This is a genomic window from uncultured Fretibacterium sp. (genome assembly GCF_963544685.1).
Taxonomy (GTDB): Bacteria; Synergistota; Synergistia; order Synergistales; family Aminobacteriaceae; genus CAJPSE01.
Genome location: NZ_CAUUGJ010000010.1, coordinates 1 through 20,474, shown reverse-complemented (window position 1 = coordinate 20,474; position 20,474 = coordinate 1). Strand labels below are relative to the sequence as shown.

At 57.2% G+C, this 20,474-nt stretch carries 14 protein-coding genes; all 14 read left to right on the top strand.

The window, feature by feature from the left end; genetic code table 11:
* Nucleotides 1-41 precede the first annotated feature (41 nt).
* Nucleotides 42-1,439, top strand: coding sequence for a class II fumarate hydratase (fumC, locus tag ABLA28_RS01990; RefSeq protein WP_347712297.1), 1,398 nt, complete (start codon nt 42-44; stop codon nt 1,437-1,439).
* A gap of 85 nt (nt 1,440-1,524) precedes the next feature.
* Nucleotides 1,525-2,013 (top strand): hypothetical protein, encoded by a 489-nt coding sequence (locus tag ABLA28_RS01985; protein ID WP_347712296.1) that lies wholly within the window; start codon nt 1,525-1,527, stop codon nt 2,011-2,013.
* Nucleotides 2,014-2,092: 79 nt separating this feature from the next.
* Entirely contained in the window at nt 2,093-3,181 is a 1,089-nt protein-coding gene (locus tag ABLA28_RS01980; protein WP_347712295.1) for an aminotransferase class V-fold PLP-dependent enzyme, read from the top strand.
* On the top strand, nt 3,178-4,560 hold the full coding sequence (locus ABLA28_RS01975) for a phosphomannomutase/phosphoglucomutase (RefSeq protein ID WP_347712294.1): 1,383 nt from the start codon (nt 3,178-3,180) through the stop codon (nt 4,558-4,560). Before ABLA28_RS01980 ends, ABLA28_RS01975 begins: the two co-directional genes overlap by 4 nt.
* Before the next feature lies 1 nt (nt 4,561).
* Nucleotides 4,562-5,539, top strand: a complete 978-nt coding sequence (gene trmB / locus ABLA28_RS01970) for a tRNA (guanosine(46)-N7)-methyltransferase TrmB (RefSeq protein ID WP_347712293.1) — start codon at nt 4,562-4,564, stop codon at nt 5,537-5,539.
* The gene (locus ABLA28_RS01965; protein WP_347712292.1) at nt 5,536-6,111 is read left to right on the top strand and encodes an RsmD family RNA methyltransferase; all 576 of its coding nucleotides are present in this window, start codon (nt 5,536-5,538) and stop codon (nt 6,109-6,111) included. The genes trmB and ABLA28_RS01965 overlap by 4 nt, the downstream gene beginning before the upstream one ends.
* Complete coding sequence (gene coaD / locus ABLA28_RS01960) at nt 6,108-6,626, top strand: pantetheine-phosphate adenylyltransferase (protein ID WP_347712291.1); 519 nt, start codon at nt 6,108-6,110, stop codon at nt 6,624-6,626. Before ABLA28_RS01965 ends, coaD begins: the two co-directional genes overlap by 4 nt.
* Nucleotides 6,619-7,260, top strand: coding sequence for a DNA-3-methyladenine glycosylase (locus tag ABLA28_RS01955; protein WP_347712290.1), 642 nt, complete (start codon nt 6,619-6,621; stop codon nt 7,258-7,260). The genes coaD and ABLA28_RS01955 overlap by 8 nt, the downstream gene beginning before the upstream one ends.
* 454 nt (nt 7,261-7,714) lie before the next feature.
* Nucleotides 7,715-10,342: a hypothetical protein gene (locus ABLA28_RS01950; protein WP_347712289.1), complete on the top strand. Its 2,628-nt coding sequence runs from the start codon at nt 7,715-7,717 to the stop codon at nt 10,340-10,342.
* Nucleotides 10,339-12,321 (top strand): hypothetical protein, encoded by a 1,983-nt coding sequence (locus ABLA28_RS01945; RefSeq protein WP_347712288.1) that lies wholly within the window; start codon nt 10,339-10,341, stop codon nt 12,319-12,321. Before ABLA28_RS01950 ends, ABLA28_RS01945 begins: the two co-directional genes overlap by 4 nt.
* Before the next feature lie 6 nt (nt 12,322-12,327).
* Nucleotides 12,328-18,192 carry a DEAD/DEAH box helicase gene (locus ABLA28_RS01940; RefSeq protein ID WP_347712287.1) on the top strand — a complete coding sequence of 1,955 codons (5,865 nt, stop codon included), beginning with the start codon at nt 12,328-12,330 and terminating at the stop codon, nt 18,190-18,192.
* Nucleotides 18,193-18,353: 161 nt separating this feature from the next.
* Nucleotides 18,354-19,526, top strand: a complete 1,173-nt coding sequence (locus tag ABLA28_RS01935; protein WP_347712286.1) for an AAA family ATPase — start codon at nt 18,354-18,356, stop codon at nt 19,524-19,526.
* Nucleotides 19,519-19,983, top strand: a complete 465-nt coding sequence (locus ABLA28_RS01930; protein WP_347712285.1) for a hypothetical protein — start codon at nt 19,519-19,521, stop codon at nt 19,981-19,983. The genes ABLA28_RS01935 and ABLA28_RS01930 overlap by 8 nt, the downstream gene beginning before the upstream one ends.
* 92 nt (nt 19,984-20,075) lie before the next feature.
* On the top strand, nt 20,076-20,474 hold a 399-nt coding region (locus ABLA28_RS01925; RefSeq protein WP_347712307.1), incomplete at its 3' end, for a lipid II flippase MurJ.

Genomic DNA, 20,474 nt, shown 5'->3' with positions numbered 1-20,474 from the left:
GAGAGGTTACTGAATCTTCCAACGAAAGGACACGGAACATCATGGACTATCGCATCGAGAGGGACTCCATGGGCGAGGTGCGCGTCCCCGCGGACCGGCTGTGGGGGGCGCAGACGCAGCGCAGCCTGGAGAACTTCCGCATCGGAACGGAACGGATGCCCCGGGAGGTCCACGAGGCCCTGCTCCTGATCAAGCGTGCGGCCGCACGCGTCAACGCGAGCCTGGGCTGCCTGAGCGGGGCCGTGGCCGACGCGATCATCCGCGCCGCGGACGAGGCGCTCTCGGGCCGGCTCGACGCCGAGTTCGTATTGTCCGTCTGGCAGACCGGCAGCGGGACCCAGACCAACATGAACGTCAACGAGGTGCTGGCTCACCGCGCGACGGAGCTGCTGAGGGAGGCCGGAACGCCCGGGGATGTGCACCCGAACGACCACGTCAACCGTTCCCAAAGCTCCAACGACGTCTTCCCATCCGCCATGCACATCGCGGCGGCGCGCGCGATTCGGGACCTGCTCCCCACCTTGGAGGAGCTTCGCGCGACCCTCTCCGAGAGGGCGGACGCCTTCATGCTCCTGGTCAAGACGGGGCGCACGCACCTGCAGGACGCCACCCCCATCACCCTGGGGCAGGAGATGAGCGGCTGGGCCGCTCTCCTGGAGCGCGACGCGCGGATGATCGAGGCGGCGCTCCCCTTCCTCTCGTCCCTCGCCCTCGGGGGGACCGCCGTGGGCACGGGGCTCAACGCGCCCGAGGGGTTCGACAGGCTGACGGCGGAGGAGCTGTCGCGCACGGCCGGGCTTGAATTCCATCCCGCAGCCAACAAGTTCCAGGCTCTGAGCGGCAAGGACGAGCTGTCCTTCGCGCACGGGGCGCTCCGCACCCTGGCGATGGACCTGCTGAAGATCGCCAACGACGTGCGATGGCTGGCCTCGGGCCCGCGCTGCGGCCTGGGCGAGCTGAGGCTGCCGGAGAACGAGCCGGGCAGCTCCATCATGCCCGGCAAGGTCAACCCCACGCAGTGCGAGGCCCTGTCGATGGTCGCGGCCCAGGTCCTGGGCAACGACGTCACGGTAGCCTTCGCGGCCGGCCAGGGGAACTTCGAGCTCAACGTCTACATGCCGGTCCTGATCTACAACTTCCTTCAGTCGTGCAGGCTTCTGAAGGACGCCGTCGCCTCCTTCACGACAAACTGCGTCCGCGGCATCGAGCCCGACGAGGAGCGCCTGCGGCGCTATGCCGAACGCTCCCTGATGAACGTGACGGCCCTGACGCCTCTCATCGGCTACGACCGCGCGGCTCAGGCCGCGCGCAGGGCCCACGACGAGGGGACGACCCTGAAGGAGGCCGTGCTCGCCCTGGGTTGGATGGACGAGGCGGCGTTCGACCGCGCGGTCGACCTGGAACGGATGTGCTTTCCTCACGATACCCCGAACGGCTGAGCCCTGTTTTATTCAAACTCCGGTATAATCATGAGCAATTCAGGACATTCCTGAAAAACGTTTCTATGAAAAGGAGCGGATCGCGATGCTTTGCGGACGTTCGTCCCTTTGTCTGACGCTTTTCCTTACGTTCATGCTTTTGTGTCCGTCGTCCTCGGCCGCGGTGGGCCCTTTGCCCGACCTCGTGGGGCCGTGGCTCGCGGAATCCGGGGACGCCATTCCCTTCAGGACGGCATCGGAGGACCTTGGGGTCTGGCACAATCGCATCTACACGCGCAGCGCCCCTCCCGGGCGCATCGAGGCGATCCTGATGGAGGGCCCCGGTCCCGGGACGCTCCTCGTCCCCCAGGGTGCGGTGAGCGCCGACGACCTTCCGCTCGGGTTCGGGGCCCGATACCAAACGCTCGACATCGAGGGACACCGGGCCGTTCTGGAGCGGCAGGACATCCTTGGGACGGCCCTGGCCATCGAGCTGGGGAAGGACAGGACCCTGACCCTGGAGAGCGCGGGCGCGTCGCAGGAGGAACTGACCGAGTTCGCCACGCAGGTCATCCTTCTCTTCGAGGGGCGGTGACGGCCCCGCATCGCCGGGCCCAGGACAATCGTTCCGCTCGAACAAGCATTTCCGACTGAAATGAAAGGAAGCGAAATTCATGAACACCTATCCCATCGGCCTCGTGCCCGGCCCCGTCTCGGTGCCCCGGAAGATTCGCGAGGCGTGGCTTACCGACTTCGGCAGCTCCGATCTGGAGACCGAATTTTACGATCTGTACGCAAAAAACCAGAAGCTCGTCCAGACGCTGCTCGGGACGAAGGAGAGCGTCGTCATCACCTCCGGGGAGGCCATGTCCATCCTGTGGGGCGGCGTCAAGAGCGCCCTGCGTCCGGGCGAGAGGCTGCTGGCCGTCGCCTCGGGACTCTTCGGCGAGGGGTTCGCCGACATGGCCCGCGCCATCGGGGCGGAGGCCGAGGTCGTGGCCTTCCCCTATGACGACGTCCCCGATCCCGGCAAGGTGCGGGAGGCCGTCCGGCGTTTCCGTCCGCAGGTCGTCACCGCCGTGCACTGCGAGACCCCCAGCGGCACCCTGAACCCTCATCTCAGGGAGCTGGGGGAGATCGCCCGCGAGGCGGACGCGCTGTTCCTCGTCGACTTCGTGTCGAGCGGGGGCGGGGCCCCCGTAGGGGTGGACGAGGGGCTCATCGATATCGGCCTTCTTGGAAGCCAGAAGGTGCTGTCGCTTCCCCCGTCCCTGTCCGTCTCCACCGTCTCCGCGCGTGCGTGGAGCGTCTTCGAGCGCGTCGGATACAGTGGATACGACGCCTATCTGCCCTGGCGGAGGGTCCCCGAGGTCCGGGCCATGCCCTACACGCACGACTGGCAGGGGATGACGGCGCTGAACGTCGCCCTGAACGCCATCATGGAGGAGGGGCCGGATAACGCCTACGCCCGACACGCCCGTGCGGCTCAACTCTGCCGGACGATGGGGCGCGAGGCGGGGCTGACGCTCTTCCCCGTGCGGGAGGACATCTGCTCCCCCACCGTGACGGCCTTCAACGTCCCGGACGGCTGGACGTGGCCGGAGCTGGACGCCGCGCTGAGGAAGAAGGGGCTCGTCGCCGGAGGAAACTACGGATCGCTGGACGGCCGGGTTTTCCGCATCGGGCACATGGGCAGCCAGGCCGACGAGGCCCTGGTGGCCCGGGGCATGGAGGTAGTCGGGGAGGTCCTGAGGGGCAAATGAAAGGGAACATCTCGCCGGACATCTTCAGGGAGTACGACATCCGGGGCGACGCGGAACGGGATCTGACGGACGACGTCGTGGAGGCGATCGGCAGGGCCTACGGCGCCTGGCTGAGGGAGCGGTCGGTCGACCGCGTCTCCGTGGGAGGAGACGTCAGGCTCTCGACCCCGCGCATCCGGGCCGCCGTCGTCCGGGGCCTCACCGCCTCGGGCATCGACATCATGGATATCGGGACCGTCACGACCCCCTTGCTCTACTGGAGCATGCATCACCTCGACCTGAAGGGCGCGGTCATGATCACGGGCAGCCACAACCCGCCCAACATGAACGGCCTGAAGCTGGGATACGACAACGCCACGCTCTGGGGCGACAGCATACAGGAGGTGCGTCGCCTGACGGAGTCGGAGCTTCCGCCCTGCGGCCCGGGTTCGGTCACGGCGCGGGACATCACGGACGACTACCTGGCGATGCTCGCCTCCAGGTTCGAACCCTTCTCCCGCACCTTCAAGGTGGTCTGCGACAGCGGAAACGGAACCGCCGGCCCCATCGCCGAGCGATTCTTCAAGTCGCTGGGCTGCGCCTGCATCCCCCTCTACGCGGAGCCAGACGGGCGCTTCCCCAATCACCACCCGGACCCGCAGAAGCGCGAGAACCTCCAGGACCTGATCGAGAAGGTCAAGTCCTCGGGGGCGGACGTCGGGTTTGCCTTCGACGGGGACGCCGACCGCCTGGGCGTGGTGGACGAACACGGCACGGTGATCTTCGGGGACCGTCTGATGGCCCTCTACTGGGCCGAGATCCTGAAGGCCCGGCCCGGTACGGAGGCCATTGTCGAGCCCAAGTGCAGCATGGCGCTGCCGGAGGAGATCGAGCGCCTGGGCGGCCGGGTGCTCTTCTGGAAATCCGGGCACTCCGTCATCAAGGCGAAGATGCGGGAGATCGGCGCGCCCTTCGCGGGGGAGCTCTCCGGGCACATGTTCTTCGCCGACGAGTACTACGGGTTCGACGACTCCTTCTACGCGGCGGGGCGCATCCTGAGAATCCTGTCCAGGACCGGAAGAAGCCTTTCCGACCTCATGGCCTCCATCCCCCTATACCCCGCGACGGAGGAGGCCCGGATCGACTGCCCGGACTCCGAGAAATTCGAGGTCATCCGGCGCATCCGGGACAAGGCGCTCAAGGACTACAAGGGCCTGACCCTGGACGGAATCCGCATCCTCTACCCCGGCGGCTGGGGGCTGATCCGCGCCTCCAACACCCAGCCCGTCATCACGACCCGCTGCGAGGGCAGGGACGAGAAAGCCCTGGCCTTCATCATGGAGGACGTCAAAAAACGGCTGAGGGCGGAAGGCCTGCCGGACTTCACATGGACGTTCTGAAATGGACATTCTGAACACGGACGGGCACAGGGGCGGCTATGGGAACATCCTGCTGCCCCGGGGCCTGTCCCTTCCGCTCGATCTGAGGGCGCTGTCCGGGGGGCGGGGCCGGACGGAGCTGGAGGTCGGGTTCGGCAACGGGGAGTACACGGTGCGTCACGCGGGGGCGAACCCGGACACGTTCCTGCTGGGCATGGAGGTCTCGCCGGCCTGCGTCCTGCGCTGCGCCAGGCGTTCGAGGGGGCTGGACAACCTCAGGCTCATCCGCACGGACGCCCGCTACATGATGAAGGAGCTCTTCGCGGACTCCTCCCTGGATAAAATCTACATGAACTTTCCCTGCCCCTGGCCCAAGAAGCGCCATGCGCACCGCCGCGTGACCGCCCGGGAGTTCACCGACGACCTGGCCGCGGTGCTGAGGCCAGGCGGCGTCTTCGAGCTGGTCACGGACGACGAGCCCTACGCTCAGGAGGTCCAGGCACGGCTTTCGGCCCATGCGGCGCTCGAGCTCCGTTCGTGCGAGACGAACCCCGAGCGCCCCGTCACGACGAAGTACGAGCGCAAATGGATGGAGCAGGGCAAGGCGATCCACAGGCTGATCTTCGCCAAGACACGGGACTTCACCGTCGCACGACGGACCTGGAGGGATTCGGAGATGCACATCAGGACGGAATATCCCCCGAACGAGGAGAGGATCGCGGACCTCGACGGGACGAGCGGACGCAGGGGAGACGCCCGGTGGGCGTTCGGCCGCCATTACGCGGGGCCGGACGGGGCTCCGTGTTTCCTGGTCGACACCTTCTCCACCGACGACGAGTTCGAGCAGCGTTACTACCTCAGGGTCTCCGAGCGCGGCGGCGGCACGCTGGTCCAGCTGGACGGGACGGCAAACGCCTTTCTGACCCCCGCCGTGCGGTGCGCCGCCGAGGACCTCGCGCGGCGCCTGGGACCGGACGGAAACGCGGCGCCAGCCCCTTGAAGGAGGTCCGCCCCACCTCCGGCCGGGTCCTTCTGGCCCTGTTCAGCATCCTGGACTCCATGCGCGGCGCCGTCGGGTTCCTGGAGGGAGCGAGGTTTCTCGACCTCTTCGCGGGAACAGGCCGCGTCGGCCTCGAGGCGCTGCGACGCGGCGCGGCATCCGTGGTCTTCGTGGAATCGGTCCGTGCACGGGCCCAGACTATCGAGCGCTCCGTGCCGCACACGGCTCCGGGCAGCGCGGCAGTCCTGAACCTCGAACTGCGGAGGGCCATTGCCTGGCTGCGCAGGCGAAAAAAGGTATTCGACGTCGTATTCGCCGACCCCCCCTACCACGAGGGGTGGGGGGCGGCGCTGCCGGGTATCGGAGGGCTTGCGGAGCTTCTGGCGCCGGGCGGCGTCATGGTCGTGGAGCACTCGGTCCGGGAGCCGCTGACCGTCCCCCCGGGGGAGTGGCGGGTCGAGTCCGAGAGGGAGTACGGGGAGACGGTACTGACGTTCCTGAGCCCCGTGCGCGCCATTCGGGACGCCGAAGCGCAGGAGGGCGCACCGCAGGAAGGAGAGGTTGGCGAATGAAACGCGCCGTCCGGGCCGTCTACCCCGGCTCGTTCGACCCGATCACCAACGGGCACATCTATATTGCCGAACGCGCCGCCGCGATCTTCGACGAGGTGCAGGTCAGCATTCTGGTCAACCCCCAGAAACGTTCCACGTTCAGCGTCGAGGAACGGCACGCCATGGCCCGAGAGGCGCTGAGCTACCTGCCCAACGTCACGGTCGGCCACTTCACGGGCCTGCTGGTCGACTACCTGAGGCAGGAGAAGGCGCGTGCCATCATCCGCGGGCTGCGCGCCATGTCCGACTTCGAGTACGAGTTCCAGATGGCCCTGATGAACCGCCAGCTGGCCCCGGAGATCGAGACCTTCTTCATCGTGACCGACCCCAAATACTCCTACCTCTCCAGCAGCGTCATCCGCGACATCTTCCAGTTCGGCGGGACGGTGCACGACATGGTTCCCCCCGGCGTCTTCCGTCGGCTGCGGGAGCGCTTTCCTCCCGCTCTGGCCCCCCGCGGGGACGGGCATGCCTGACCTTCCGCCCCTGCCCCGGTCCTTCTACCTCCGGGGCGCGGTCGAGACGGCGCGCGCCCTGTTGGGGAAGGTCCTGGTCCATCGGACGGCGGAAGGGGCCGCCGCGGGCATCGTCGTCGAGACGGAGGCCTACGCCGGTCCCGCGGACGCCGCGTGCCACGCCTTCGGCATCCCGGCCGCCCGGCCGGGACACCGCACGGAGGTCATGTTCCGCGCGGGCGGCTATGCCTATGTCTACCTGATCTACGGGATGTACCACTGCTTCAACGTCGTCGCGGGCCCCGAGGGCTTTCCCGAGGCCGTCCTGATTCGTGCACTGGAACCCTTATCCGGGGTGGAATTGATGGAACGGCACAGAGGGACGAGGGACGCCCGCAAATTGTGCAGCGGGCCCGGCAAACTCTGCCAGGCACTGCGCATCTCGCGGGAGCAGAACGGGGCGGACCTGACGGGCGAGACGCTGTTTCTCACCGAGGGGGAATCGATCCCCGGCGCCCGCGTCGCCGCGACGCCGCGCATCAACGTGGATTACGCGGGGGAGGCGGCAGGCTACCCCTACCGCTTCGCCGTGAAGGACAGCCCGTTCCTCTCGACCCGGAGGTTTCTGGGAAAGAAAGCTTCTGTGGACGCTTGAGCAGAGCGAGCCTCTCGTTCTATTATCAACACAAAGTAATCGTCCTTGCGGAGCTTGAACTAGGGAAGCGCTGATTAAAACAAAAACGCATATTTTTCCAAAGAGGAGTATGCAAAACATCTATGGGCAAAAATCTCCAGCGCTTCCCTAAAATTTAACATGGGGGCTTCGCCCCCAAGCCCCCACGCCGCTATCCTGAGACTGATCGGCCCGCAAGCGAAGCGAGCGGCTGCCGGAAGGCTCCCCTCCGGGGATAGCGGCGGCCCCGGCAAGTTCTGCCCATCAACAAGCAAGCTGGGGTACCACCGGGGTGCTTCATGGATTAAATCAGCGCTTCCCTAGCAAAACAAGACAAAGGAAAGCAGGCCGTATTATGTTAAACTTCTTTTCTGAGAGGACTTGGTTTGCGCTTCTTTAAAAGGCAAAGACTCGTTTTGGAAGGGAGATCGTCTTAATGAACGTTAAGCAATGGCATCAATGTTTGTTAAACCATTTCTTTCTTCCAGATAATTTTAACGGAAAACAGGAACCGGTTACACGTCTTTGTATCTCTAAAGAGATTTTAGGTTTTGCTTCCAACCTGCCCACCCAAGATGCAGCGAATGATTTTAAGAGACTTTTTGATAGCAAGATCCTAGAAGATCGTTTTGCCACCCTCAACGCTGATGAACTTTTACCTCCACTCGTTTTAAGCCTTTTGGCCGCGACCATGGACGCGGCGACGGCTGGTGAGGGTAATTTTCGGAAGCGCTTAAAAAAGCTTTTGGGTTTCCAGCCTCCAGAAAAAGCCTTGGCGCTGTTGCCGCAACTTTGGCAGCTGCTCAATGCTTTTCTTCATAACCATCCGAAGTATCGTCCGCTGCAATTACCCACAGATATCGGGAAGGCAAAACTCATCGGGCACTCGAAACAATTGGCTTTCCCGGCTTATAAGGACTACAAGAAGCTCACGGGTGTCATCAAGGGCATTGGCGCGAATTTGCAGGATGAAAAATTTGTCAAAGAGGTTAAAGAAAGGGTGAAGAGGAGTTTAACGTCACACAATTATAATTCCGCCTTTATCGAGGAATTTAACCTTTTTGACCGCACGTCTTCTCTTGAAGAGGCCGTCTGCTTGCCCTTCTGGCAAGCCGTCGAAGGGATCGTCTGGGATACGCTACCGGACAAGCAAGTTCGATGGGGGCGTTACCGGATAGCCGTTAAGGATGAGAACCAGGGATTTCTGTTCCAAATAGAACAGAGACGCCGCTTGTTCCCGCGTATTCTCAAGCATTTCTCCCCTCTGCAGGACATTTTGTCTTATCTCAGAAAACACCTCGATCATATTGAAACTTTTCGAGAACAAATCGATAACGGTTGTCTTGGTTTTATGAAAGATGAGGATGGCGTATGGAGAAGCTGTCATAAACTACCGCGCAGGGGCGAAGTCATTTTGATCGGGCGTTGCAACGTTCTTTGCGGTTTAAAAATCGCTGTCTGGAAACCCATATCGAAGAAGGAAGATGGCGGTGCCGAGCTGTGGGGGTGCTCCGATCGCCTTGATCTCCAGGAGCTTTATGAGAACTATGACGGGTGTCCCCCCTTGTCCATTTTAGAAAGCCCTCCCAAAGAAAAGATTCTTATCGAAGGAATACGTTATACCCCTCCGGGGGGACGCAATGGTTACCTGTTTCGTCCCTCTTACAAACCGGTCGTCAAACCGGTCGTCAGGAATCGTCTGCCGGTGAAATGTTGTCTGCCGTGGAACTCCTGCTTCAGCTTAATTGAAAGAAACGATAGTCAATATTTCCCGAATCATTGTCCGCCTCCGGAAGCGGAGACCATCACGCTTCATCTTGACGGAATTGACGGAAAGCCTTCTTTCGTTAAAGAAATTAACGTTTATCGTCGGCTCCCGTGGCCTCTCACGCTCAAGCAAGCCAAAAATGAAAAAGAATGGCTGAATGTAGGAAAGCTAGGGCAGCTTGGGGAAGACGTCCTGGTTCCAAACCATTGGGCTGCCTCTGTAAGGCATCCTGTAGAGATGAGAGCCGGCGCTGAGGAACCGCATTGCTCCTTTAGCACAATGGAAGGATTTGATGCCCTACCTCAGAAAGCCTCCGATCTGATCGAAATCCTTGCGGCCCGTTTTACCCGAAGGCGTGGTCTCAGCGCTCAAGACATCATCGAGATGATCGATACAATATACAAAACAGGAGTTACCTCAGCTAAATGGAATATCCTTCGTCTGCTGGAGGAATCGGGGACGATTCAATATCGACACAGACGAAATTATGGAGTTGGAATTTATTTTCCCGTACCCCCTGCATTACACACAGTACGCTCTTCTGATGGAACGCTGCACTCTCGCTTTGAGGGGCTTTTCCCGGAAGAACTACGACAGGAGATTCAGAGTATATGCGACAAGACAAACCTTAAACTCCGCACTTTCCGCTTTGATGAGGAACTCTCGTTCCATCTTCCATCGATCGATAGCCCGGACGAATGTACGCTGGAGCAAGTGTCCTCCAGTTTATCCTCCGAACTGAGAATGGAATGCAGGGAATCGCCCACCCTAAAATGGAGGAGCGTCCTGCCGGACGTCCTGGCCCAGACGTGGGAGCCTTCCCTGGAGCAGCAGGGGGAGCGCAATTACTGGGATCCCGTTCGCAGAGAATTCGTCGCAGAAAAACCGTCGCGAGCAGAAATTCTTCTGACACAGTACCGTTCTCGGTCGAGAGATCGACAGGATGAATATGTTCTGAACAGCAAAGGGGACAGATGGTGTACACGTTCCAGGGAATGGGCGTTATGGGTGTATTATGCCTGCTCTCAAACTCCAGCGTGTCGGGCAACAGGCAACAGGTGTTATCGAGTCTGCGTGGACAGGGTCTACTTTCCTCTCCCCATCGTCAAATATGGCAACGCACACGGAGCTTACTCCGTTTACTCGGAAAAACGGGGCTACCGCTATCTCAATATGACTTTACCCTTTCCCCTGGAAGATGAAGAACGTCCTACCAATATCCTGCGGTGGCGTCAGGGGCAAAATCGAGCAAGGCATCTTCCAGTTTTATGGAGAAATGGAGGGAACGAACATTGAGAAAAGTCCTGACTCAAGTCGTAAAACTCGATGGGAAAACTGTTGACTTAAGGGCACTCTGCAATCACATGGGAGAGAAGTCCAAGGCTGAACCGATCCTGCTTGTGTTAGAGGATTTCCCTCGATGGCTCCCCTTGCAGAAGGGGGAACTGCTTTGGGTCGAAACTCAAACTAACGGCTATGGCAAGGAATATGTCACAAATATAATTGAAAAAGCTTGTGAGTGCAGATATTTATTTGAAAAATCTACAGATCTGGATGGTATCGCGGATTTTTTATCAAAAAATCCATTAACAAATATTTTTACAGACAAGATTTACTTGAACTTTCACGATGAATCCAAAGAAGAAAAATGGCTTTGCTTGAAGAGCTCTCATTTTAACCTGGGCAGCAGTAACCACAATGAGTATCGGTTAGATCAGGCTCGTGCCGATGCGGTTGATCAATACTCAATCCCTCAAAATTACATTTGTTCCTGTTACGTCAATGGAACGAACATCGGTGTTCTTTATCCGGGGAAAAAACTGTTACCGGAAAAGAAGCAAAACATACAGAGCGGTGAAACGCTGTTGAACGGCTTACTAAAAAAATTTAGGAGGATCGACCCTGAGGCGGTTGAAGCCCTTGAGATCACCAATACTCTCTATAAAGAATATTGTGACAGTATAGCCCAGGTATCGGAAAAGGAAGAATATAAACTTGAAAACACCAGGCGTATAGCATCGATCCTGGAAGCAGCAAAGAAAAACAAAGGCTACATCGACGAATTTATTGAAATATTTCACGAACACTATCTGAAAGAACACAACATCGAAGATTGGCTGAAAGAGGAGAAGGAAAAACGACTCAAAGTCCTTGAGGGTAAACTGGAGGAAGAACGGAAAAAAAGAGAACTTGAAATGGACAAAACTCGAGAAGAAGGGATCGCAAAAATACACGAGGAGCAATGCCAACTCAAAAACGAGCTCTCTCGCCTGAAGAAGGAAAAGGACAGCGCTCAGAAAGAGCTTGACGCCCTTCGAGGTGAAAAAGAAACGCTAACCCGTGAAAGGGAACAGGACTTAGCTGTTTTTGGCGAAAAATTGCGTTCGATGACCGACAAGGCTCTGGAAACCCTCGCAGAGTCCTCGTTGTTCCATGCCCTGCTTTCCTCAAAAAACAACGTTTCGAGGAAAAAGTCATCACCGGAGCCCTTGCCTTTCCCTCCTCAACATCAAAACGCGGAGCCCATCACGGAGAGGGAAGCACTTCATGAAATCTTTTCGCAAAACAGCGAGGGACAAAATTTGGAGAAGGACATCCTGCTGAGGATGGTCGGGTACATGGGAATGCGTCAGCTGCCCGTCCTATGGGGGAATCAGAGCTGGGCGGCAATTCATACTCTGGCCGCGTCTCTTTGCGGGGGGAGCGTGTTTTGGTATCCCATATCCGCGGCGACCTACAGAACTCAGGATCTTCTGGAGCAGAGCACTCTATACGGGGGAGACGCTCCTGTTCCATCCGACCTGTCTCGGATTCTGTACTCCGCAACGGATAATCATAACAAAGAACGTTTATTGCTTGTGGTTTTGGAGGGAATCAATCGTTCTCCATTGGAAGCCTACCTCCCTCTTTTGCTGGCGGCATACAGGGATGAAGCGATACGACTCCCCCTTGGAGACGGGAACGGGATTTCATGGCCGAAAAACGTTCTTCTCGCAGCATCCCTGGTGGATGGAAAAAGTTCATTCCGCATCCCCTGTTTTTTGCTTGAGGATCTGAAACTTTTCTCGGTTTCATCCGGACAAAGAATCTCGGCATTCGAACAAAATCGGTATGGGGCATTCTCATCGGGAAAATGGGAAAATATTGTCGATTCCTTATCGGAACGAGACCCCGAGGCGCAGATCAAATATCTGCAAGCTCGCCTGAATATCAACCTTTCCCTTGAAGAAAAGTATGAAGGGGAATTGCTGCGTTTTATCTGGAATGGGGAGTGAAACGTTATGATCGATCCTATCGGCAGCTTCGAGAAAATTCGGGACTTTTATATTGCTTATCTGGATACGGAATTTCGCGTCATCGACGAAGGCTTGATGGAGGAAAGACGAAACATCTTTCGCCAACCTGGGATGCTGGCGACGGAACCCTATTTTGAGCCTATCCCTCGATACAAGTCCTCGGGCTCTACAATCGCCAATTTGGCGGAATCTTCTGACCTGTGGCCGGATCATTTCTCCCGGGAAGGAAGGGACGCCTGGAAAGCTCTTTTGACCGACACCGGATTTATGAGAGATTATAAGGTCTATTCCCATCAGGAGGAGATGTTGAAAAGAGGGATCCGTCAGGGAGAGCCGGGGATCATCACCTCCGGAACCGGATCCGGAAAGACCGAGTCCTTTTTGATGCCGGTTTTCGCCTCCCTGGCAAACGAGGCTGTAAAATGGCCCTGTCCCGAAGCGGGGTTCTTGAAAGGGAATAAATGGTGGAACGGGGATGGAAAATTCAAGCCGCACCGTTCCGGGGAATCTCCTGAAAGGAAAAAAGCCGTTCGCGCCTTGATCCTGTATCCACTCAATGCCCTGGTGGAGGACCAATTGGTACGGCTCAGAAAAGCGCTTGATTCCGAAGAAGCTCATGAGGTCATGGACGAACACTTCAGGGGCAACAGGATTTTCTTCGGCCGCTACACCAGCGCAGCGCGCCCCACGGGGTTTTACAAGCACCCGCGAGCGTCTTATCTGGAAAAAGAGAGCAAAAAGGAATGGGAACAAAAAAAGGCGCGCGGAGAGCAGGATTTGCGGAAGATTTTCCAGGATGCGGAGGCGACTCAGAAAAAAAGTGAGAGCTCCGAAGATGCGGACATTCGTTTCAATTTCCCCCGAACGGATGGAGGCGAGCTCCTGAGTCGATGGGATATGCAGGAGACCCCTCCGGATATCCTGATCACGAACACCTCCATGTTGAGCGTGATGTTGGCACGGGAGGAAGAGGAGCCCCTCCTCGCCAAGACGCGCGACTGGATTGTCGCGGACGATGACGCCGTTTTTTTCTTGATCCTGGACGAAATGCATCTCTACCGAGGGTCCGCTGGGGGAGAGGTCGCAAACCTCATACGCCTCCTCTTAAGGCGATTGGGATTGGATATTCCTGAACACCGTCACAAGCTGCGTATTTTGGCGACCAGTGCCTCCCTCCCAACCGAGGGAAAGGCGGGAACAAAAAGCAAAGTCTTTCTTCAGTATATGTTCGGGAGGAATGGGCTTTGGAAAAAGGATATGTCCAATCCCCCTTCAAAGGAGGATTGGAGGCAGGCCATTGTCCCTGGAGAGCAATTGCTCCCTCAGGAGGACGTTGTGGGACAACTCGATCCCGTCCCCTTCAAGGACTTGCTGCAACGGTATCTCGACCGGCAAGAGGAATGTAAGGCGTTCCGCCAGGACCTTGACGCCGCTGCCCCGTGTCTGGCAAAGGCCTTGAACCTGTCATCCTCAGGGGAATCGAAAGAGGACATCTTAAACGGCTGCATCGAAAAAGCGGGAGACCTGCTTACCTGTGCCTGCTGGGATCTTGACACAAAGCAAATTCGGGCAACCTCCGCCTCCGTACTGGCAGAGCGCTTGTTTGGAAAGGGAGAGGACGCCTCCGACGCGCTGAGAGGGCTTCTGATCTTGCGCGGATGGGGTGATCGGCAGCATGGTATTCGAGCCAACAATATCAGGATGCACACCTTCTTCAAAGGGCTGGATGGCCTGTTTGCCATTCCGTCACTGGAGGACGGTCGTGTGTCCTATCGGAACCTGACGATACAAAAAGGGCTCTCGGCCTGTCCTGAGGGGACTTACGTCGAGCTGCTGCGCTGTGAGACGTGCGGCGCGCTGTTTGTCGGCGGGCATCGCTCCAGGGAGATGAGACCGGATCACTTCAAAGAGGAGAAGTTTATCGAGCTCCTGCCCTCGGAGATGGATACCTCCAAACTGCCCAATGAATCACCTCATCGATTTGAACAGATGTCTTATGAGCAATATGCCGTATTTGCGCCTTTGTTGTCGCCGGAATCCAACAACGACATCAATAAATCCTCATGGAAATCTGCTTTTTTGGAGCCCCAGACAGGGAGGGTTTTTGTCAACCCTTCGCCCTCAAAAATTGAGGACTCCTGGATCAAGGGAATGATTTTCGTCGCGGACGACACCAAGAAGGCAGCACCCAGCGTCTGTCCCTTCTGCGGTGAGGATCGAAAAACGATGGTAAAAAAGGCAAAACAGATGCCGCCCATCCGCACGTTTCAGACGGGTTTCGACAAGGTCATTCAGCTTTTGACGACGCGCCTCTACGGAATTTTGTGCGAACGTTCCCCAGAAGCCTCTCAAGGTTCCGACCAACCCAAGCTGATCTGTTTTTCAGACAGCCGGCAGGGCGCTGCTCGGGCAGCTTTGGGGATCGAAAAAAATTATCATCGTGAACTGCGCCGCAGAATTCTTATGGATACCCTATTGGAATATGACAGGCAAAAATCTGGAGAGAAGGAACGAAAAAAAATAGACCAAGAGCTGGATGAGGCAGAAGAGAAGAAGAAACAGGCTCGAAAGAACGGAGATAAACAGGAGCTTGAATATTGGAAAAAACGATGCGAGGAACTGGAGGCCTTATTGGATACACCGCAAGGGGACTCTATTCCCCTCGCGGATGTTGCGGATCTCGATCCTCAAAATAATAAAAGTTCCATCAAACCGCTGCTGGCCAAGTTAATCGATTTGGGAACCCATCCCTTCGACCCTGCGGGGCTCAAAAAATTGGCTGTTCTAGAAAAAGAGGATGAAAAATTCTCCGGGTTCTTCTGGGAGGAAGTCTTCGAGAGAGCGAACGACAATTCCTACAGATGGCGCAAAGATAATCGGTGGGATTATAAGCTGCGGGCGGCTCAGAATGAGTGCGTGAAAGAATTTCAGATTCTTTGCCTGGATGTCGTTTTTTCCAAGACCTTCTTTGCCCTCGAGGAGGCCGGTCTGGCCTATGCCTGTTTAAAATTGGGGGCTGGGGAAACCCGCTCCGATGTTGCCCCTTTTGACGCGCTTTTGAGGGTCATGGCAGACTTTTACCGTTATAAAACCTCTTGGGGAAATCAGCCTCCAAGCTGGAACAGATGGGAAGACGTCAAAGACGGGCGCCAAAAACGACTGAAAAAGTTTATCGCTGCCGGTTGGGCTGGGAAACCTGTTGAGGAGGTGTTTGAAGGGTTCCTTAAGCGCCTCTACGAAGACGGGCATCATGGAGGAGTTATTGCCCCTCAGGCGCTGCACTTGAAGCTGTTGCAGGATGACGCCCCTTTCTGGCGCTGCCCGCGGTGCTCCAGGGTTCATCTTCACAGAGGAGCGGCTTTCTGCACCCGCTGCTGCACCCCTTTACCTGAGGAAGCCTCCGGGAGCGTGTCCACCCTGAGGGAAAATCACCATCTGGCCTTGCAGTCCCTGAGTTCAGAGCCGCCTCTGCGCTTGAGATGCGAGGAATTGACGGCGATGACCGACGACCCGGCCGCACGGCTGAGGCGCTTTAAGGGAATCCACATCGGTACAAGTGATGACGAACGTGATGAGAGCGGAACGCGCGAACTCGAGGTTGATGAGACGCTTCGCAAAAGGGTTCGGGACATCGATCTTTTATCCGTCACAACAACGATGGAAGTGGGGGTTGACATCGGCTCCCTTCAGGCGGTGGTGGACGCCAACATGCCGCCCCAGAGGTTTAACTATCAACAGAGAATTGGACGCGCCGGAAGACGGGGACAGGCTTTTTCCCTTGCCCTGACGTTTTGTCGGGGGCGAAGTCACGACAGTCATTACTTTCAACACCCGGAGAGCATCACCTCGGACGCACCTCCGCCTCCGGTTCTTGCCGTCTCTCACGCGTCGATACCGCGTCGGCTTCTGTTGAAGGATTGGCTAACCGCGGCCTTCAAGGAGCTTCGTGAGGCCTATCCGCAGGAGTGGCCGCCGGATAGCACCTCTCGTTTTTATGATACGCATGGCGTTTTCATGAAATGTAAAGACTTTTATGAGAAAAGAGACCTTTGGGAACCGCGTCTATACAAGGCATTGCAAAAAACGCTCCCGGAAAGAGATTCCTGTGCAGAATGGCTTGTCCAAGACATCGACGCCGCGATAAAAAAGGAAACACTTCTTGAAGGGCTTGATGTGGATGAGGTCATCGCCGCAATGGGCAATTTTCCCCATCAAAACTGGGAGGAGAAAGGGCTGGCAGAAGCTCTTGCCGAGACGGGCTATCTACCCATGTATGGGATGCCAACCCGCATCCGAACCCTGTACACGCATGTTACAAAGGATACGAAGGGTCAGAAGAGCTTTTGTCCCAAAGGGATCGAACGGGATCTGGATTTGGCCATCGATGAGTTTGCTCCAGGCAAGGTCCTGGTCAAAGACAAGATGGCCCATACCGTGATAGGTCTTTCAGGCTCTCTGCTTTTTCGCTCATGGGCTCAAAAGGGAACAAGGACGGTTACGCTCACCTATGGCAATCAACCCATCGATGAGCAATTTGACCTCATCGAGTGTCCCAAGTGTCATACCTGGCACCGGTATGACGAAGAATACGCGCCTGTTTGCCTGGGCTGCGGGGAGACTCTTCAAACGGATACAAAACACCGGTGCGTTGTCCCCGCGGCGTTCCGGACAGACATGCGGCCCCAAAAAGAGATCGATGACGAGCTTTTCTCGTCCCCCTCACGCATATCGACAGCCGAAGGGGCTGAAGTGCAATTCACTGGCTTAACAGGGACAAACTTGGCTTTTGACTGCAAAAAGCAGATACGCATTTACCGTCTCAATAAAAACAACGGAAAGGGTTTCGACTTTAAACTTGGAAGGACATGGCATCATTGGGAAGGAACTTTCTTGAATATGGAGAACCAATATATTGCCGACCCCTACTTCAAAGAAAGCTATTTTAAAGAAGCAAAAGAAAAAGATTCCCTTTTAAATATAAATATATGGCTGGCAAGTCCGAAAACGACCGACGCTCTTTTCTTGAGGCCTCAAAAACTGCCGGATTTTCTGGAGCTGGATCTCGATGATAAGAACGTTAAAAATCAGGGTGTGCGCTCCGCCGCTCTTTCCGCCATGTATCTGATCACTTATCGGGCAGCATTGGATCTTGACATCGCTCCCGAGGAATTTGAAATTCTGGAACCGCGCAATACCGAATCACAGGGAGATACTCTACCGTTGCTCCAGATATCAGATCAGCTTGTCAACGGTTCAGGCTATTGTGAATATCTTGCAAGCCAAGATCAGGACGGCAGACTTGTCCTGGAGAAGATGATGCGCTCGATGCTGTATGACCAAGAGGCCTATCCCCTCTCCGTACTGTTCGGCGGCCACGAGAAAAACTGCCGAAACGCCTGCTATGGGTGTATGCATCGCTATCGCAACCAGCACTATCATGGCCTCCTCGATTGGCGTCTGGGACTGTCTTTTATTCGTATTCTGCTGGACGGCTCGTTCGATTTCACTTTTTTCTCGCCAGAACTTCGCGATTGGCCGGAGAACGTCTTATTCGACCTCAACCGTCTGAAAAATTTTGGATTCGGTAAGGACGTGGAAACGGCTGTCATAGACAACAAGCTCTTCGCACTGCGACTTAACCCCAAAGAACCTTGGAGAATCGTGTGTCATCCCTTCTGGAACTTGAGCCGCTTGCAAGAGCCCTCCTCTCCGCTTGCCGAGCTCTTCAAGACATTCAGAGCTCAGTGTAAACTGGAGCCGGAAGAAGAATTACAGCCTGTCTCTTCTTTTGACTTGTCTCGAAGCCTGGTCTCCGTCTATAAAAAGCTTCAGGGTCTTGAGGGAGCCTGACCCCCTGCCCTAAAGGCTGAGGGCCATTCTGTGTTTGGGGGCCATGGAAGCGACCTTTAACCTAAGGGATTAGGGACAAAAAGCAATCCATAAATAAAATGATTGGCAACCGAAACGTTCGTTAAATCTTTGCCCCATAAATTGACAACAGGAGCGACAGCATGAATTTCAGAGTGACAGACCTCGGCCAGTTTGCGGATGTCTCCGTCGATTTCGGCGACCTCACGCTTTTGGTGGGCGCCCAGGGGACGGGCAAAAGTGTTTTCCTACAGCTTTTCAAGCTCTCTCAGGATCAGGATTATGTGAAAAACACCATGAATCAGTTTGGGCAGGACTGGGACAAGCGGGACAGGTCCACGCTGATGGAGGCATACTTTGGCGAGGGGATGCGCCATATGTGGCATGACGAAAGCCATATTCTCCGCGACGGCAAAGACGCAGCCCCGTCCCCGAGGCTGCCCAACGAGGGGAAAAACCACCCCGAGACGATCTATTACATTCCCGCCCAAAGGGTTCTGACGATGCTCACGGGCTGGCCGCAGCCCTACCGAAGCTATACCCCGAGGGATCCCTTCGTGGTAAAAAACTTCAGTGAGCGTATCCGCCTGTACCTGGAAGGATTGAAGGAGAGGGAAAACCTGTTTCCCATCACAAAGAAAATGAAAGAGCCGATCAGGACTGTTCTCGATTCCTCCATTTTTCACGGAGCATCCGTTTCACGTAACGCGGCACGCGGGCAAAAGGAAGTGCGCTTGAATGTGGACGGGGATAGGAATCGGGCGATTTCGTACATGGCCTGGTCCACGGGACAAAGAGAGTTTTTGCCTCTGCTGCTCGGCTGTTACGAGCTGTTGCCGGCAGGCAGAATCACAAGACATCAAGAGATTGAATGGGTTGTCCTGGAAGAACCCGAAATGGGACTTCATCCCATGGGGACGTTCGCCGTCATGACCTTGGTTCTGGACCTTCTGAGTCGAGGTTACAAAGTGGTGGTTACGACCCATTCCTCACATGTCCTGGATATCGTCTGGGCGATTGAGGCTATCAAGCGGCAAAAAATCCATGAAAGCCAGAGGATCGGACTGCTCGCGCAGCTGCTCGACCTTCCTGACAGCGGCACTGGAATACCCGACATGCTCGGTAAGGCGCTGCGCCTTAAATCCAGGACTCACTGTTTTTACTACGAAGAAGGCCGAGTTCGGTCCAAAGACATCTCATCCCTCGATCCCGGCGACGAGGATGAAATCGTCTCCGGATGGGGCGGACTGGCGGCCTACAGCGGACGAGTGACGGACACGGTCGCCGAAGCCGTAAGGAGCGCCTCGAATGTCTGAGCCGTCGTCACGCTTCCAAAAAGCCATCGACGCCTGCCCTCAGTTGAAGTTGCAGGACGGTCTCCAAGCCCTCTCCTCAGCGGATCGGCAACGAATCTATCCTCAAAATCCGCGTTCCGTGACGGGCAGCGTGGATATCGACGGGGATCTGAGAGCGTCGTTTCCGGAGGACAACCGATGGGATTACGCCGTGGGCTACCGAGGCGCCGACGACAGGGAAAAGGCGTATTTCATCGAGGTTCACCCCGCGGAGACCAGCGAGATAAGGTGCGTCGTGCAAAAGGCCCGGGCCTTGAGCGATTGGGCGCGGCAATACGCCCCCGAACTGTGGGCCATGCCCAGACATCTGCACTGGGTCGCCTCGGGCCGATGCAGCATACGCTTGAACGACGCGTACCGAAGGCAGCTGGCCCTGGCAGGCCTGGGTTCTCCCAAGGAGATGCTGGATCTGACGTAGGCCGTTTTTTCTCTCGGAACAACAGACAAACCCCTTCCTGCGGTACAATAGCCTGTTGGAGGGGGCTGGATAAAGTGCAGGGATCTTCCCGTATGGTGCGCCACGCCATGCTGATGATGGCGGGAACGCTGGTGAGCCGGGTGTTGGGCCTGGCCCGAGAGGTCCTCGTCGCCGCCTTCTTCGGCGCGACGCGGAGCCTCGATGCCTTCAACGTCGCCTACACGCTGGCCAACCTGGCCCGGCAGCTCGTGGCAGAGGGGGCCCTGTCGGCGGCGTTCGTCCCCGTCTTCTCCCAGGCGCTCCAGGAGAGCCGGGAGCGCGCGCTCTCCCTGGGGCGGCAGGCCATGAGCGTCCTGATCGCGGCCTCGGGGCTCGTGACGCTCGCCGGCATCGGTCTGGCGCCGGTCCTGACGCATATCATGGCGCCCGGGTTCGATGCGGAGACCGCGGCGCTCGCCACCGGGCTGACGCGCTGGATGTTTCCCTTCCTG